General features: G+C 33.0%; 9 protein-coding genes. 7 read left to right on the top strand and 2 right to left on the bottom strand.

Annotated elements, in window-relative coordinates; all coding sequences use genetic code 11:
• Positions 1 to 103 precede the first annotated feature (103 nt).
• Entirely contained in the window at positions 104 to 643 is a 540-nt protein-coding gene (locus NH26_RS11910) for a hypothetical protein (RefSeq protein WP_044224102.1), read from the top strand.
• 75 nt (positions 644 to 718) lie between these two features.
• On the opposite strand, the gene NH26_RS11905 is transcribed toward NH26_RS11910, so the two are convergent.
• Both NH26_RS11905 and uvrA read right to left on the bottom strand, forming a co-directional pair.
• Positions 719 to 1,078 (bottom strand): DUF5684 domain-containing protein, encoded by a 360-nt coding sequence (locus NH26_RS11905; RefSeq protein WP_044224103.1) that lies wholly within the window; start codon positions 1,076 to 1,078, stop codon positions 719 to 721.
• 253 nt (positions 1,079 to 1,331) lie between these two features.
• Positions 1,332 to 4,187, bottom strand: a complete 2,856-nt coding sequence (gene uvrA / locus NH26_RS11900; RefSeq protein WP_084812154.1) for an excinuclease ABC subunit UvrA — start codon at positions 4,185 to 4,187, stop codon at positions 1,332 to 1,334.
• 534 nt (positions 4,188 to 4,721) lie between these two features.
• Here uvrA and pruA point away from each other — a divergent pair.
• The 6 genes from pruA (at position 4,722) to NH26_RS11870 (ending at position 18,936) form a co-directional block, all read left to right on the top strand.
• A complete protein-coding gene (pruA, locus tag NH26_RS11895; RefSeq protein ID WP_044224106.1) occupies positions 4,722 to 6,356 on the top strand; it encodes an L-glutamate gamma-semialdehyde dehydrogenase in 1,635 nt (544 codons plus the stop codon).
• Between the two features lie 183 nt (positions 6,357 to 6,539).
• Positions 6,540 to 10,541 carry a hybrid sensor histidine kinase/response regulator transcription factor gene (locus tag NH26_RS11890; protein ID WP_084812153.1) on the top strand — a complete coding sequence of 1,334 codons (4,002 nt, stop codon included), beginning with the start codon at positions 6,540 to 6,542 and terminating at the stop codon, positions 10,539 to 10,541.
• Between the two features lie 110 nt (positions 10,542 to 10,651).
• The gene (locus NH26_RS11885) at positions 10,652 to 13,099 is read left to right on the top strand and encodes a glycoside hydrolase family 2 TIM barrel-domain containing protein (RefSeq protein WP_084812271.1); all 2,448 of its coding nucleotides are present in this window, start codon (positions 10,652 to 10,654) and stop codon (positions 13,097 to 13,099) included.
• 194 nt (positions 13,100 to 13,293) lie between these two features.
• Positions 13,294 to 16,299, top strand: a complete 3,006-nt coding sequence (locus NH26_RS11880) for a SusC/RagA family TonB-linked outer membrane protein (protein ID WP_044224109.1) — start codon at positions 13,294 to 13,296, stop codon at positions 16,297 to 16,299.
• 11 nt (positions 16,300 to 16,310) lie between these two features.
• Complete coding sequence (locus tag NH26_RS11875; RefSeq protein ID WP_044224110.1) at positions 16,311 to 17,849, top strand: RagB/SusD family nutrient uptake outer membrane protein; 1,539 nt, start codon at positions 16,311 to 16,313, stop codon at positions 17,847 to 17,849.
• A gap of 10 nt (positions 17,850 to 17,859) precedes the next feature.
• Positions 17,860 to 18,936: a SusE domain-containing protein gene (locus NH26_RS11870; RefSeq protein ID WP_084812152.1), complete on the top strand. Its 1,077-nt coding sequence runs from the start codon at positions 17,860 to 17,862 to the stop codon at positions 18,934 to 18,936.
• The last annotated feature ends 87 nt before the right edge of the window (positions 18,937 to 19,023 follow it).

Genomic DNA, 19,023 nt, shown 5'->3' with positions numbered 1-19,023 from the left:
ATGTCTTGTAATTGCTTGATAATTTTTAAGACATAAATGTGATTGATTTCCTTTTTGATGTAGTAACTTCGCATTAATTAGAATTTGATAGATATAGATAATAATGAGCAATAAAAAACCATCTTTTTTTGAAGGGTTTAATGAGCCTTTTGATATGGTCAATAAATTAAGGATTTGTTTTTACGGATTGGCAAGTTTTTCGGTACCTTTTGCACTCATGTGGTACGTTCAGAATAAATCAGAAATGATTGATCTTGATCCAGTGATTGAGCCTTTAGGAAGTATTGTAATAAGTATTCTTACCGCCATAATTTCTATTGTAGCCATTGTAGTGTACAGAATATATAATAATAAACTTAAGGAAATCAGAAAAGAGCCGTCATTGCCTTATCGATTGACTCTCTTATTAAAAGCTCAATGTATTAAGTTTATTCCTTTGGCAATTTCACCTATTGTAGTTGTTATATTGTATAGACTTACATTAGAACCGATTCTATTTGGAGTATATATAGTTTCAATGATTCTTTTTGCAATGAGTAATCCTTCTATTCATAATGTGATTTCTGATCTTAGGTTAAAAAAAGGAGACAAAGAAGTTATGTTGAATAATATACCGTTTGATCAGACGGATATGAAATTATAAGTAAGCAGTAGTTATACTTTAGTGTAATAAAAAAGCCAGTGAATGTACATTTCACTGGCTTTTTTATATTGAGATCTAAGCACCAGCCGGACCTCTATATTTTGTGTCTTTGTCAAACGCCATAAGTAAACCAAAAATAAATGGTAGGAAAATTAACCCAATGGTGTAGATGATATCCTTTCCATAACTTTGTGCAAATAAGTGTGTGACATAAAACATGAGAATGATATTGACTCCAGGAATTAAAAAGAGAAGTAACCACCACCAAGGCTTACCTACAATTTCTAATAGAACAATGGCATTATAAATTGGAATAATACTGGCCCATCCCGGTTTGTTTGCTTTTTCAAACAGTTTCCAATAAGCAACAATCATCAAGATGATAAGACCAAAATAGATAATTGATGTAATGAGACCTAAAGAGTTATTGTCCATAGTAGTAATGAGATTTAGTTAGAAAAATAGTTTTTTAAAAAATTATTTTAATATAATAAAAAAGCAGTTTGATATTAGTATCAAACTGCTTTTCTCTTGAGTTTTTTCTCAAGAATGAAATGATAATTGAATTGGTTAGTGGCACAAATATAGGGCCGTTATTTTGATAATACAAATAAATGACCTTATAATGCAACAATTCAATAATATATTTGCCGTTTTATTGATAAAAGCGAATAATCATTCATTTATCTTATGAATTTTTCAATTCATCTCTAAGAAATTTGGCCGTATAGCTTTTCTTACTTTTTGCAACTTGCTCTGGAGTTCCTTTTGTGATGATTATTCCTCCTTCTTTTCCTCCTTCAGGACCTAAATCAATAATGTAATCGGATACTTTTATAACATCTAGGTTATGTTCGATAACTAATACAGTATTTCCTTTATCTACCAATTGATGCAATACATTTAATAGATGCTGAATATCTTCAAAATGCAGTCCTGTGGTAGGCTCATCAAGAATGTAAAATGTTTTTCCTGTATCTTTCTTAGAAAGCTCTGTAGCTAACTTAACCCTTTGAGCTTCTCCACCAGAAAGTGTTGTTGCATGTTGCCCTAAAGTGATATAGCCTAATCCTACTTCTTTAAGTGCGGTTAATTTCCTAAGAATTTTAGGATAAGGCTCGAAAAACTCAACGGCTTGATGTACCGTCATGTTCAATATATCTGATATAGATTTGCCTTTATAACGAATCTCTAAGGTTTCTCTATTATAGCGTTTGCCTTTACATTCTTCACAATCAACATATACGTCTGGAAGAAAATCCATCTCGATTAGCTTTTTACCACCACCTTGACAGTTTTCGCATCTACCACCTTTTACATTGAAAGAAAATCTACCTGGTTTGTATCCTCTAATTTTGGATTCAGGTAAATTGGTAAATAATGTTCTGATCTCTGAGAACATATCAGTATAAGTGGCAGGGTTAGAACGAGGAGTTCTACCAATAGGCGATTGATCGACCTCAATGACTTTGTCTACAAATTCCAAACCTTCTATAGAAGCATATTCTTTAGGGTTTTTCTTTGACTTATATATTTTCTGATTTAGAATCGGATATAAGGTATCATGAATTAAGGTAGATTTACCAGAACCTGATACACCCGTTACACATATCATTTTTCCTAAAGGAAATTCTGCCGATACGTTTCTTAAATTATTTCCATTGGCACCTTTCAGAACAATAGATTTTCCACTTCCTTTTCTTCTGGTTTTTGGTACCTCAATGGCAATTTTCTCACTTAGATAATCTGCCGTTGTAGTATGTTGTTTTAAGAATGCTTTAGGTTCTCCAGCAGCAACCACATTACCACCATGTAGGCCGGCTTTTGGTCCAATATCAAGAATGTAGTCAGAGGCTAACATCATGTCTTTATCGTGTTCAACCACAATAACAGAGTTACCTAAATCTCTTAAATCCTGAAGTGCTTTAATCAGTTTTACATTATCTCTTTGATGTAATCCAATACTAGGTTCATCAAGAATATAAAGCACACCTACTAACTGTGTTCCAATTTGAGTAGCTAATCGAATACGTTGAGCTTCCCCACCAGAAAGTGTTTTTAAAGATCTATTTAAAGTGAGGTAATCTAATCCTACATCTATCAAAAAGCCAGTTCTCTTTCTAAGTTCTTTTAGTACTTCTGAACCAATAGTTTTTTGTCTTTCAGTTAAATCGGGGTCAACGTTCGCGATCCAATCACCAAAAGATTTTATATCCATTTCCGCCAATTCGGCGATATTTTTATTAGCAATTTTAAAGTGAAGAGATTCTTTTTTCAACCTTTGCCCATTACACGTAGGACATTTTTTGATGATAGTGAATTCTTCTGCCCAGTTTTTTACTTTATCTGAACTACTTTTAGCATGTCTCTTTAAGAAAGGAATAACTCCCTCAAATTGTGTAATCCATGCCTTGTCGTATTTAGAATCTTTAGCGTTTAGTACTTCGATTTCCTCATCAGACCCATACAGAACAACTTCTATAGCTTCTTCTGATAACTCTTTGATTGGAGTGGTTAAAGCAAAACCTCTTTGTTTAAGATGTTGCTCTATCATTTTAAAAATATAGATGTCTCTATATTCTCCAAGAGGTACAATTCCGCCACCAAAAATACTTTTAGAGTCATCTGGAATGACTGCATTTTTGGTGATTTCTTCAATTTCTCCCAAACCATTACAAGTCTGACAAGCGCCATAAGGAGAGTTAAAAGAAAACATATTTGGAGCAGGCTCATCATAAGAAATACCTGATTTTGGATCCATCAAGAACTTAGAGAAGTATTTTACCTGTTCTTTTTTGGGAGCATCAGGGAAGAAGCAGACAATAATGCCCTTACCTTCTTTCATGGCTGTTTTGATAGATTGAGCAATTCTAAAGCGATCTTTATCCATCACTTTTACTCTATCAATAACCACTTCAATATCATGGGTCTTATATCTGTCGACTTGCATTTTTGGAACCAAGTCTTGGATTTCGCCATCTATTCTAACCTTGCTGTAACCTTGTTTTCTTAATTGAACAAAAAGTTCTCTGTAATGACCCTTACGACCTTTAATGACAGGAGCAAGGATCACCATTTTTTGATCATCAAAATGGCTCATCAGAAAATCTATTATTTGATCTTCTGATTGTTTGATCATTTTTTCTCCAGTTACATAAGAAAAGGCCTCTCCTGTTCTGGCATAAAGAAGTCTCAGAAAATCATAAATCTCAGTAGTAGTACCCACCGTAGATCGAGGATTTCTTGATGTAGTCTTTTGTTCGATAGAAATCACAGGGCTTAACCCTTCAATTTTATCAACATCAGGACGTTCCATGTTCCCGATAAAAGATCGAGCGTAAGCAGAGAAGCTTTCCATATACCTTCTTTGCCCTTCAGCATAAATGGTATCGAAAGCCAAAGACGACTTTCCACTTCCAGAAACACCAGTAATAACGACCAGTTTATTTCGTGGAAATTTTAAATCAAAATTCTTAAGATTATTTTCTCTTGCACCATAAATGGCGATTTCTTCCTCGATGTATGCTTCTGAATGTTTCTTCAAAGTGATTGATGGGATGATGAAATAACAAATTCACCTTTAAAAATAGTTGAAATTTAATTAAGAATAAAAGAAAGTAATTGAATTGAGATTTGGAATAATATTATTCAGGCCTAAAAAGTGAGGAAGGAGATAATTTTAATATATCTTTTTGAAGAAAAGTAGTCTATAAATATCCAAATCAAAAGCGAGTATAATAGATTGCCTATTACCTATTTTTTCATTTTATATTCATCGATCCCTTTATCAAAACCCTCTTTAATTGTTTCATAAGTTTCTTATATAATCGAAGTAGAATAAAATGAATTCTATTAAAGTTCCATCATTTGTTATTTTATGTAAGAAAATATCATTTATGATAATTATGGATAGTTACACTTTAAAATAATTAAAAACATAAGTCCTAGAACCGTTTAAACTTGTTTATCTTAATCAAATTCATACATTTGTAACACTATAAAAATGGGAAATCTCTAACCAGGATTTTTCAACATACTATTCAAGTATTCACATATTTACACAATATAAATAATTACCATGGCAAAAGGATTTTTCAGCGTACCTAAGGCTGTCAACGAACCGATCAAAAGCTATGCACCAGGAACTCCTGAACGTGCAGAGTTACAAGCTAAAATTGAAGAGATGTCTACTCAAAAAGTGGATATCCCAATGTACATTGGATCAGAAGAAGTTAGAACAGATAATTTAGGTACATGTGTATCTCCTCACGATCATCAGAATGTAGTAGGTGAGTATCATAAAGGTGATAAAGACCATGTAACTCAAGCAATAAATGCTGCGTTAGGTGCAAGAGAAGCATGGGCAGAATTATCTTGGGAACATAGAGCATCAATTTTCTTAAAGGCAGCTGATTTATTAGCAGGTCCTTACAGAGCAAAAATTAATGCGGCTACGATCATTGGTCAGTCTAAAACAGCTTTCCAAGCTGAAATTGATGCTGCTTGTGAATTGATTGATTTCCTTAGATTCAATGTTCAGTTCATGACTGAAATCTATCAGGATCAACCACAATCATCTCCAGGTATGTGGAATAGATTAGAATACCGTCCGTTAGAAGGATTCGTATTTGCACTAACTCCATTTAACTTTACTGCTATTGCAGGTAACTTGCCAACAGCTCCAGCAATGATGGGTAACACTATTGTTTGGAAGCCGTCACATGATCAAGTGTATTCTGCAAATGTATTGATGGAAGTATTTAAAGAAGCTGGTGTACCTGACGGTGTTATCAACTTAATTTATGTTTCTGGTCCTGATGCAGGTGAGATCATCTTTAACCATAAAGAGTTTGCTGGTCTTCACTTTACAGGTTCTACGGGTGTATTCCAAGATCTTTGGGCTACTATCGGTAATAACATTGCAAAATATAATACTTACCCTCGTATCGTTGGTGAAACAGGTGGTAAAGATTTTATCTTGGCGCACAAATCAGCTACTCCTAAAGGATTAGCAACTGCGATTACTCGTGGTGCATTTGAATTCCAAGGTCAGAAATGTTCTGCAGCATCTCGTGTATATGTTCCTAATAACATTTGGGATGAGGTAAAAGGATATATCATTGATGATGCGAATGACATCATTAATAATCATATGGGTACTCCACATGATTTCAAAAACTTCTTCACTGCAGTGATCAATGAGAGATCATTTGATAAATGTGCTGGTTACATTGATAGAGCGAAGGAATCAGAAATGTGTGAGATCATTGCTGGTGGTGGATACGATAAATCGAAAGGTTATTTCGTAGAGCCAACAATCATCGTTACAAAAGATCCTAATTACGAATCTATGGTAGAAGAAATCTTCGGCCCAATCGTAACTATCTATGTATATGATGCTGAGTATTTTGATGAGGCGATGTATTTAGTTGATAATACTTCGACTTATGCTTTAACTGGTGCTATTTTCGCTCAAGATCGTTATGCGATTGAGTTAGCTACTAAAAAGCTACAAAATGCTGCTGGTAACTTCTATATTAATGATAAGCCAACAGGTGCAGTTGTAGGTCAGCAACCTTTCGGTGGTTCTAGAGCTTCTGGTACTAACGATAAAGCAGGTTCTGCATTGAACTTAATGCGTTGGACTACTCCTAGAACAATGAAAGAAACATTTGTTCCTCCAGTAGATTACAAGTACCCATTCATGGGATAAAGTTTGAGTGAAGAGTGAATAGGGAAGAGTGAAAAGCGATTTCTTGTTTATTTGGAACTTTACTATAGATGAAAGTCTAGCTTTCTTTAGAGGGCTAGGCTTTTTTTATTTTAATTAGAGAGTAAAAAAATGATAATTAATAATTTGAATGTATTTTTAAAGCGATAAATAAAGTGCTTAGAGATGAAATTTTTATTACTAACCTATTTTTTGATCTATTGCCAAGTTACGTTTGGGCAAGACTTATACTTTTCCACCATGTCTATGCGTGATGGATTACCATCGAATATTATTTCTGATATCACTCAAGATAAATATGGTTTTATATGGGTTGCTACACGGAATGGTTTGGTTAGATATGATGGAAATGAATATTTGTATTTTAAAAAGGATAATAACAAAAAGAGTTTATCTGATAATGAATTAACAGAAGTATTATCTACAGATAATTATATATGGGTTGGTAGTTGGAATGGATTAAATAGAGTGGATATCCAAACCTTAGAAGTGGAAAGAATAGAATTACCTTATGCTAAAATAAGAACATTAGAAAAAGGTGAAAATGAAACTATTTGGGTTGGTACTTCTTTGGGTATTATTAAATATACTGAAAAGGGAATAAAAGTTTTTGATGATAAAAATAGTTTATCACATAAAATGGTGAGATCTATTTACAACGATAAAAAAGGAAATTTATGGGTAGGTACAAATGACGGTTTAAATTATCTGGAAAAGGGTGTATCTGAGTTTAAAACTATCCCATTGCTTAAAAATAAATCAAAAAACACGCTGATTTTATCAATTCAACCTGATCGGTCATCAAATAATATGTGGATAGGTACTGAGGTAGGTTTGTTTTCTGTAAATAAAGAGACATTTGAAATAGATAAGTGTCCCGATATTAATCAAAGTCTATCCAATAAAGTCATAAAAAACATATTTCAAGATAATACATCCACCTTGTTTTTAGGAACTGATTTTGGATTGAATTTATATAACAAAAAAACAAAGACTACTAATAGTTATTTCCATGATGCTCAGAAGCCCTATAGTTTATCAAATAATATTATTAATTCTATTTATAAAGGGAATAATGAAGAATTGTGGTTGGCTACTTTGAATGGTATTTCTATTCTGAACAATAGAAAATCTATGTATAAAGTATTTGAGTTATCTTATGAGATAGGTGATAAAAGAACTGGTTATCAGGTGAAATCAATGACAGTTGATAAACGTAACCAGTTGTGGTTAGCTACTTCAAATGGAGTGATAAGAATAAACTTAAAGACACAGAAACAAACTCATTTCACAACAAATAGCTCTCCGGCCCAAAAAATTTTAATGAACAATACTTACTCAATTTTTGAAGATAGTAAAGGGAATATTTGGATAGGTACTGTGGGAGGAATAAGTATTTGGGTTCCAGATCAGCAAAAAATGATACATGTTACTGTAGATTCACACCCAGAACTATTGTCAAATTATGTGGGTAAAATATCCGAAGGTGGAGATGGAGCTATATGGTTAAATACTTGGGAAGGTGGAGTATTTAAATTGGAAGACGGCTTAAAGGGTTTAAAGAATAATCAACGGTTTAAACAGATACAAAATAAAGAGATAGATAGTGAAAAAATGGTTATTGTAGACCATAAGATTTTTACAGCATTTTATAATAAGTTATTTGAAATAGACTCGGAAACGTTAGCAACAGTAGAGTTAATAGACATAAATAAACATATAGAAAACCAGGAAGTGTTTACCCTATATTCTAATAATAATTATTTATGGGTAGGGTCCTCAAATGGATTATTACAATATGATGTTTCTACAAAGGAAATAAAAAAACATCTTTTGAAAATGCAGCGAAATGATAATATCATTTCAATAACAGAAGATGAAGAAGGGAATATTTGGTCAATCACAAACCTGTCTATTATCAAGTATAATCCTGAAGAGAATATTTCTATTGCTTATCCATTGTCATACAATTTACCTATAAGGAACTTTAATTTTAGTTGTGTAACAAAAAATAATTCTAAAATTTATTTTGGAGGAAATAATGGATATATCACTTTTGAACCTGATGAATATAAAGAATATCAAAACCAATCGTCTTTATTCTTAACAGGGTTGAAAATTAATAATCAAAGAATAGAATCGAGGAAGGAGATTGACGGTAGAGTTATTTTACAAGATAATTTATCGTTTACTAAATCAATAAAGCTGAAATACGAAGAACGGTTCTTTACCATAAATTTTACAGATCTCAATTTTAATCATTCAATAAAAAATCTTTTTACTTACAGGTTAAAAGGCTTTGATGAAAATTGGCATACAGTTCCTAAAGGAGAGAATCAAGCAATTTTTTCTAATGTATCTCCTGGAAACTATGTATTTGAATTAAAATTAGTGAACCCTTATGGAGAAAAAATAACAGAATCTTCACCTTTAGAGATTGTTGTTGAACGCCCTTTCTTATTGCAAAATGTATTTATAGCCTTGTATATTACGTTATTTTTAGGAGTAATTTATTTAGGGTTCCGAATTTATTCTAATCGTTTAAAGCTGAAAAATAAACTACAAATCTCAGAAATTCGAGCAGATCATGCAGAGGAATTAGATCGGACTAAAGAAGCTTATTTTACGAATATTTCCCATGAGTTAAGAACGCCAATTAGTTTAATTCTACCTCCTCTTCAACAGATTAAATCCAAAGTAGCACTGGATAAAGATAGTGTCTCACTTTTAGAAATTGCAGAAAAGAATGCAGATAGGTTAAAGAAGTTAGTAAATCAGATATTAGACTTCAATAAGATGCAAAATGAAAAGCTGTCTTTAAAATTTTCTAAAACTGAGGCAAAAGATTTTTGTGAGAATGTGGTTCACTTATTTTCTCATCAGGCGATTCAGAAAAATATTAAATACAATTTCACAGCAACTTTTGAGACTTTAGAACTTTGGGTGGATAAAGAAAAAATGGAGACGATTTTATTTAATCTTCTCTCAAACGCATTCAAATTCACAGATGATAAAGGTGAAATTAAGGTACACTTAACTACTTCTACTTTTAAAGAAACTGAAGGTCTCAAGATAATTATACAAGATTCTGGAATCGGTATTCCGAAAGAGGACCAAAAACATATTTTTGAACGTTTTTATCAAACGAAAAATCAAAGTCGTGGAGGAACAGGTATTGGTTTAGCTCTAGTGGCTGAGTTTATAGAATTACATTATGGGCAAATAAGTGTGGAGAGCAATGAAAATAAGGGTACCACATTTATCATCGAATTGCCTTTAGGAATGGAACATTTACCATTGGCACAAATAGTACAAGATGAAGTAGACCTTATTTCAACACCTATTAGAGGCAATTTAGATCAAAAAGTAGCTTCTTATAAACTTACATTAGATGATGAAAAACCATTGGTGTTAATTGTTGATGACAATAAAGATATAGTTGATTTATTAAGAATGTCTTTAAAAGATAAATTCAATTTAATTATCGCAGAAAATGGTCAAGATGCATTGCAAAAAGCCATTCGAATTGTTCCTCAATTAATAATTTCTGATGTGATGATGCCTGTTATGGATGGCATTTCTTTTACTGAGGAAATTAAGAAAAACCTGAAAACAGAGAAAATACCGATCATATTACTTACCGCTAAATCACTCACTACTCAAAAAATTGAAGGGTTAAATGCTGGAGCTGATATTTATCTAACCAAACCTGTGGAAATAGAAGAATTGACCACTTATGCATTTAAGTTAATAGCCAAAAATAAAACATTAAATCAACCTAAAAATGATTTAATTGAAGACAAAGAAGCCATTAACCCAATGAATAATGAGGATACAGCCTTTGTTAATAGGGTGATAGATTTTATTGAATCAAATTTAAGTAATGAAGACTTATCCGTAGAAATGATTGCCGGTGAAATGTCTATAAGTTCTAAGCATCTTACTCGTAAATTAAAAGGGATCACCCAACAAACTCCTAAAGACATTATCAAAAAGTACCGTCTGAAAAAAGCCTCAATTTTATTACAAAATAAAGAAGGAAACATTACAGATATTGTTGATCAAACTGGATTTTCAAGCCTTTCTTATTTTTCAAGGGTGTTTAAATCAGAGTTTAAAATGTCACCAAAGAAATATCAGGAGAAATATCAGAAACCTAATAACTAATTAGTTCTTGTTATTAAAAACTCCAAAATGTCAATTTTTTGTCTTATAAATGCTACTATTTTATAAGACATTTGATCAAATTTGATTATCAAAAAAAACATATGGAAATGATGAAAAGAATTACTTTTATCCTTGTCTTTTTGGTAGTAAATATCAGTTATGGACAAATGACAGAAACATTATTAAAAGAAAATTGGCGATTCAGTAAGGGAGATTTTGAAACAGCTAAAAATGTAGACTTCAATGATTCGGAATGGGAGAAAGTAAAAGTTCCTCATGATTGGGCCATCAAAGGACCATTTGATAAAAAACACGATGCTCAACGTGTAGCTATCCTTCAGGATGGTGAAAAAATGCCTACTGAAAAATCGGGAAGAACCGGAGCATTACCTTATATGGGAACCGCTTGGTATCGTTTAAAATTTGATACACCCAAGAGGCTTAATCAAGAAAAAGTATTGATTCATTTTGATGGAGCAATGTCTGAAGCTAAGGTGTATGTCAACGGTCATTATATTGGAGAACATCCTTATGGATATGGTTACTTTTATTTCGATATCACTCAGTATTTGAAAGAAGGAAGTCAAAACACTCTTGCAGTACGTTTACATAATGAACCAAAATCATCTAGATGGTATCCTGGAGCGGGAATTTATAGGAAAGTAAAACTCATTACTAAGCAACAAAATTCAATAAAACGATGGGGAAATACGATTACCACTCCAATTGTTTCTCCTGTAAAAGCAAAAGTAGTCGTAAAAACAAAAACTATTGGTCAAGTAGATGAAGTAAAAACAACTATTAAGACACTAAATGGAAAGATTATTATATCTTCTATATCAAAAGAATCTTTTGACGGGGAGTACGAAAATACCTTGGCAGTAGAACGACCAGAATTGTGGAGTCCTGAGCACCCAAATTTATATCAAATGGTGACCACTACTTTTGTAAAAGGGCATCAAACGGATGAAATTATTGAAAAATTTGGTTTTCGATCTATATCTTTTACCTCCGACAAAGGGTTTGAATTGAATGGAGTAAGAAGAAAAATTAAAGGTGTTTGTCTTCATCATGATTTAGGTCCTTTGGGGACTGCAATTAATCGTTCAGCTTTAAAAAGACAATTAGTGATGATGAAGGAGATGGGAGCAGATGCTATTCGTACTGCTCATAATATGCCTTCTATTGAACAATTGGAACTTTGCGACGAATTAGGATTAATGGTAGTTGCTGAAAGTTTTGATGAATGGAAAAAAGCGAAAGTAGACAATGGATATCATCGCTTTTTTGATGAATGGGCAGAAATTGATGTTCAACACTTAGTAAGAGCAACAAAAAACCACCCTTCAATTATTATGTGGAGCTCAGGAAATGAAGTGCCTGACCAATGGGGTAATGAGGGGGTGAAACGTGCCAAATGGTTACAAGATATTTTTCATAAAGAAGATCCAACAAGACCGGTCACTGTAGGGATGGATCAAGTAGAAGCAGTTATGGCTAATGGGTTTGGTGCCATAATGGATGTTCCGGGTTTAAATTATAGAACGCAATTATATGAAGAAGCACATGAAAAATTCCCTCAAGGATTTGTATTAGGTTCAGAAACAGCTTCTACAGTGAGTTCTAGAGGTGTTTATCATTTTCCTGTAAAAGAATACAAAGTCAAAAAACACGACGACTTTCAAAGTTCATCATATGATATGGAGGCTTGTCCTTGGTCTAATTTACCTGAAGATGATTTCATTTTACAAGATGATTTTGATTGGGTTTTAGGTGAATTTGTATGGACAGGTTTTGATTATTTAGGGGAACCGTCTCCTTATAATGAAGAGTGGCCTTCTAGAAGTTCATATTTCGGTATTTGTGATCTAGCAGGCATTCCAAAAGATAGATTCTATCTTTATAAAAGTCGTTGGAATACACAAGAGGAAACGCTACACATTTTGCCTCATTGGAATTGGGAGGGAAGAGAAGGAAAAGTTACTCCAATCTATGTTTATACCAATTATAATAAAGCAGAATTATTTATTAATGGAGTAAGTCAAGGTGTTCGAATTAAAGATAAAACCAAACGTTTAGACCGCTATCGATTAAGATGGATGGATACAAAATATGAAGCAGGTGTAGTAAAAGTAGTAGCTTACAACGACAATGATGAAATAGTAGTAACAGAAGAGATAAAAACTGCAGGGAAACCTCATCATTTACGATTAGAAGCAGATCGATCTACTATCAAAGCAGATGGAGAAGATTTAAGTTTTGTAACTGTAACAGTAGTTGATAAAAATGACAATCCTTGTCCAACAGCAAACATTCAATTGGATTTTGAAGTAAAAGGGAATTCAACATTTAAAGCAGTCTGTAATGGTGACGCAACTTCATTACAACTGTTTCATAAGCCAACAATGAAAACTTTTAATGGAAAATTGGTGGCTATTGTCCAATCCTCTAAATCAAAAGGTACTTCAGAATTAGTAGTTAAAGGTAAGGGCGTTAAATCAGGTTCAATTAAGATTCAATCAATACAAAAAAAAGACAATAGCTTAACTGATAAATAATAAAAACAAGTATCATCAATACAGAGAATAAAGTTGTATTGATGATACTTTACTAAACTAAAAACCGCTTTTTTATAACATTAAAGAGACTATTGTCCGAAAATTACAACTTTCTGCATCAAAAGTGAAAGTGTAAAAATGACTGTTAAACCTAAGTTTGTTGCATAATATTATTGCAACGAGAATTCAATGAAATGAAAAGATTATTATTATTTCTTGGTTGTGTATTTATAATACAATTTTCAATCAATGCACAATCTATTATCTCTGGCACGATCACAGATAAAACGCAAATGGGAATTCCAGGAGTTTCTATTTTAGAGAAGGGAACAACAAACGGAACAATCACCAATTTCGAAGGAAATTTCCAACTTCAAGTAACTAATAGTGAATCGACCATTATTATATCCTATTTAGGGTATGTTACTCAAGAGCTAAAAGTGGGTACTTCTAAAAAATTTAATGTACAATTGGAAGAAGATCTTAAGGCCTTGGAAGAAGTAGTGGTTATTGGCTACGGCGAAGTTGAAAAATCAGATGTAACTGGATCTGTATCTACTCTAGGAGAAAAAGAGTTTATACAAGGGGTAACCACAAATCCTCAAGATTTACTAATAGGTAAAATTGCAGGGGTAAATATCACTAGAAATGGTGGTGCACCAGGCTCGGGATCAACAATTCGTATTCGTGGAGGATCGTCTTTAGGTGGAGCGACCAATGATCCATTAATCGTTATTGATGGCTTCCCTGTGGATGATGGAGCTGTTGCTGGTTTATCCAATCCATTAAGTACTTTAAACCCGAACGACATTGAATCGTTTTCTGTATTAAAAGATGCCTCTGCAACTGCTATTTATGGTTCTAGAGCATCAAATGGTGTTATCTTAATTACCACTAAAAAGGCGAATTCAAGTCAAATGAAAGTCAATTTTGATAACATTGTCTCTTTAAGTACACCTACCAAATTTGTCAACACTCTATCTGGAGATGAATACAGAAATTTGATCACAGATTTACATAGTAATGGTTTTAGTGGTATAGATGAGCGTGCCATCAGAAAATTAGGTGCTGAGAATACCAATTGGCAGGATGAAATCTTTAATAATGCAGTATCATATACTACCAACTTAAGCGTCTCAGGAAAATTAAAGAATGTACCCTACAGAGTTTCTTATGGATTTAACGATGAGAATGGTATTCTGAAAACGACTAATTCCAATAGACATACATTATCTTTAAATTTGAATCCAACTTTCTTGAAAGATCATTTATCTGTAAATATTAATGCTAAAGGAACTACAGCGAATACTAACTTTGGAGAAACTGCAGCCATTGATAATGCGATAAGATTTGATCCTACTCAGCCTGTTTATGCAAATAGCGATAAATATAGAGGATACTTTGCTTACACACAGGATGTATTAGAAGATGGTAGTATAGATCCTAATGGAGCTCCTAATACATTTGTCTCAAACCCTGTGGCAATGTTAGATTTAACTGATAATAGAGCGAAAGTAAATAGATTTGTAGGTAACGCTCAAATAGATTATAAGTTTCATTTTTTAGAAGATTTACACGCTAATCTAAATTTAGGTATAGATAGAACAAATACTGTTGGACATAATAATGTACTTCCAGGTGCATCTTGGACTATGGGTAATAATGTAGCTGGAGATGAGGGAGGTACACGATCAAATTATACAACAGATACTGAATCTACTCTTCTTGAATTTTTCTTGAACTATAAAAAATCATTGGGTAAACATAGCATCGATCTAATTGGAGGTTACTCATGGCAAAGATGGCTTAGAGTTGGAAATAATTATAGTAGAAACTATAATGAAAATTTAGTGTACAATGATAATGATTGGGCTAATGAAAATTTCTTGATCTCATTTTATGGTCGTATGATTTATTCATTTGATAAACGTTACGTATTAACTGCTACGTTAAGAAATGATGGGTCTTCACGATTTGCCAAAGGGAATCAATGGGGACTTTTTCCATCTTTAGCTTTTGCTTGGAACCTACATAATGAAAGTTTCTTAGCGAACGCTGATCAATTAAGTAACTTAAAACTTAGATTAGGGTATGGTATTACTGGTCAGCAAGGTTTAAATGTTGGAGATCCATATTATCCTGCAATTCCTAATTACAGAAGAAGTATTGAAGGTGCATATTATCAATTTGGAGATAATTACTATCATACGTTACGTCCTTCTGCTTATGATTCTAACCTGAAATGGGAAGAAACTACTACTTATAATATAGGCTTAGATTTTGGTTTTTGGGATGATAAGTTGAGTGGTTCATTGGAAGGATATTCTAGAACAACCAACGACTTATTAAACAGAATTCCTATTGCGGACGGTTCTAATTTCTCTAATTATTTGGTGACTAATGTTGGTTCAATGGAGATTAGGGGTATTGAATTCTCGTTAACGGGAAGAGTAATTTCTAAAAAAGATTTTACTTGGTCTGTAGGTGGTAACATCACTTATAATCAAAGAGAAATTACAAAGCTGAATAAAGTAAATGATCCAAACTCTTTAGGAGTTCCGACAGGGGCAATAGGTGGACAAGGTAATTTGATTCAGATTCATTCTGTTGGACATGCTCCTAATTCCTTCTTTGTATATCAGCAAATTTATGATTCAAATGGTCAACCTATAGAAGGTCTATATGTAAATAAATCTGGTGAAAATGGAGAAGTGATTAGTAATGAGTTTAATAAATACAGATTTGGTAACCCTAATCCAGATGTATTAATCGGAATCAATACTCGATTAAATTATAAGAAATTTGATTTCTCAATGTCTGGACGATTAAGCTTAGGGAATTACGTATATAACAATGGGTTAGCCTCTAACTCATTAAGTAGTCTATATTATCAAACAGCCAATGGCTACTTCTCCAACATTAGACCAGAAGCATTGGATATTGGATTTATAAATCCTCAATATTGGTCAGATATTTATGTTCAAGATGCTTCATTCTTTAGAATGGATAACATAAGTATGGGATATACTTTTGATAAACTATTCAGTAACAAGTTAAGTGGAAGAGCTAGTCTTACAGTTAATAATGCTTTTGTGATTACAAATTATGAAGGAGTAGATCCAGAAGTAGGTAACGGTATAGATGGAAGTGTGTATCCAATTCCTAGAATTTATCAGTTTGGCTTAAACTTAAACTTCTAAATGTAAAAGGTATGAAATCGATATATAAACTTATTTTAGTAATAGGTGTTTTTTACCTATCCTCTTGTGTAAATGACTTAAATGTATCTCCAATAGATCCCAATGTAAGTCATGGTGATAACGTGTATAATTCAGTAAAAGATTATAAAGAGGGGTTAGCAAAAATTTATGCTTCAATAGCGATTACGGGACAACAAGGCCCAGGAGGTATGCCTGATATTGAAGGAGATGAAGGTTTTTATAATTACCTCCGTTTGTATTGGAACTTACAAGAGTTATCTACTGATGAAGCGGTGATTTCTTGGAATGATCAAACCATAAAAGACTTTTGTTGGCATACTTGGTCGGCTACAGATGTATTTTTAGGAGCAATGCATTCTAGAATTATGTACACTGTTGCTATTGCAAACGAATATATTAGAGCAACTCAGAAAAGTGATGAACCAGAGGTAAAACGTTTCGAAGCAGAAGCTAGGTTAATTAGAGCTTTAGCTTATTCTCATGGCATGGACTTATTTGGTCCAATGCCATTTGTCACCGAAGCTAACCTACCTGGAGCATTTTTTCCAGAACGTATATCTAGAGAAGATTTGTTTAGTTACATAGAGTCTGAGTTACAAGAAGTGAAAGGTCTTTTGGGAGAACCTCGCTTTGAATATGGAAGAGCAGATAAAGCAGTCGCAGCTATGCTATTAGCTAAAATTTACCTAAATGCTGAAGTATATATTGGAGAACCTAAATATACAGAATGTTTGAATGAACTTCAGGAAGTCTTCAATGATGGTTATTACATTCCAAATCAGTACATGAATAATTTTGTGGCAGATAACCATACAAGTCCAGAAATAATTTTTCCTATGATTTACGATGGTATTAAAACACAATCTTTTGGTGGAACAATGTATTTGGTATTGTCTCAAATTGGAGGTTCAATGGATGCACAAGGTATGTTCGGAGTTCAAAATGCTTGGGCAGGGCTAAGAACTACAAAAGCCTTGGTTCAAAAGTTTGATCTTGATAATGATGTGAGAGCTTTATTTTGGACAGATGGTCAAAATTTAGAAATTAATGATATCAATTTATTTACAGATGGATATGCTGTAACAAAATTTAGAAACAGAAAATTAAATGGAGATATTTCGGATTCTAATCATGCTGAACAGGTAGACACAGATTTTCCAATGTTTCGGTTAGCTGATGCTTATCTAATGTATGCTGAAGCAGTTTTAAGAGGAGGACAAGGTGGTTCATTAAACCAAGCATTGGATATGGTTAATCAATTAAGAAGAAGAGCCAATGTTTCAACAGTATCTTCAGGAGCATTAGACTTACCATTTATTCTTGATGAAAGAGCAAGAGAATTATTTTGGGAAGGTCATCGTAGATCAGACCTAATTCGTTTTGGTCAGTTTACAGACGGTCCTTACAATTGGCCATGGAAAGGAAAATCATTCGAGGGGCGCTCTACAGCTGCTTATCGAAATATTTACCCTGTTCCAGCACAGCAATTAATTGCTAATCCAAATCTTAAACAAAATCCTGGCTATTAATACTAGACTCATGAAACATTTGATAAGAATATACACTTTCGTTTTAGGAATAATGGCTATTTGTTCCTGTCAAACAAAAGAATTAGATCAAGCTGTAATTGATAAAGATGCGGTAGTAACACCCAATCAAATACAGCAAATAGATACCCAATATATATTTACAGAGGAAACAAAAGATGAAGATTTTGATTCCTTATTTTGGACTCCTGTAGATTTTGGTGTAGCAACTGCTCCTAATTATACATTACAAGCAGATATTACTGCTGATGATTTTTCTGATCCTATTAATTTGAATCATACCTATAATTTGGAAACTACTTTTACTAAAGGAGATTTAAATAAATTTCTATTGGAAAAAGGTGTTGAAGGAGGAAGTGAAGTAGAGGTGTCATTTAGAGTAGAAGCCAATCTTCATGAAGATATTACTGCAGTTCATTCAGAACCTATAACTTCAAAAATCACTATTTATGCACCATTAAAATTAGCTCCTTTATACATAATGGGGGATGATCAATGGTGGAACATGAATCATATTTTAGCTTTACATACTTTAGATATAGGAGAATATGAGGTGATTGGGACTTTTAATAATGGTAGTCATTTCCGATTTTTTGAGGAAGCTTCATGGGAAGGTAAACAATTGGGTTATGGTTCATTTAATGATGTAGATCCATTATTAGATGCAGCTACCGATGCCGATGATAACTTCCGTTTTACAGGGGAGTCCGGCATTTACTTTATGTCAGTTTCTCTAAGATCGAAAACCATCACTATGCAGAAAGCAGTAGCTCCTGAGTTATATCTTGTTGGAGATCAAAATGGTTGGTCTTTTGATAAAGTGACATGGCTTGGTGGAGGTAAATATGAAATTACATCAAACTTCTGGAATGGAAATATCTTCCGTTTCTTTACCGAAGAATGGAATTGGTCTTCTAAACAATATAATTATAATTTCTTCCGAGAAGGAACCATTACAGGTGACCTCTCTGGGGATACAGAAGGAGATGCTAATCTTCGTTTTGAGGGTACTGATGGTGAATTTAAGGTATCAGTAGACCTTTATAATCAGTCAATTGAACTCAAATAGGAATAGGTAATTTACTAGGTCGTTGTTTGTAACGACCTAGTGATGCTAAATGTATAAATTTACATTATTAGAATCACCCATTGAAAA

This window comes from Flammeovirga pacifica, assembly GCF_000807855.2.
Classification (GTDB): domain Bacteria; phylum Bacteroidota; class Bacteroidia; order Cytophagales; family Flammeovirgaceae; genus Flammeovirga; species Flammeovirga pacifica.
This window is presented reverse-complemented; position numbering and strand designations above follow the sequence as displayed.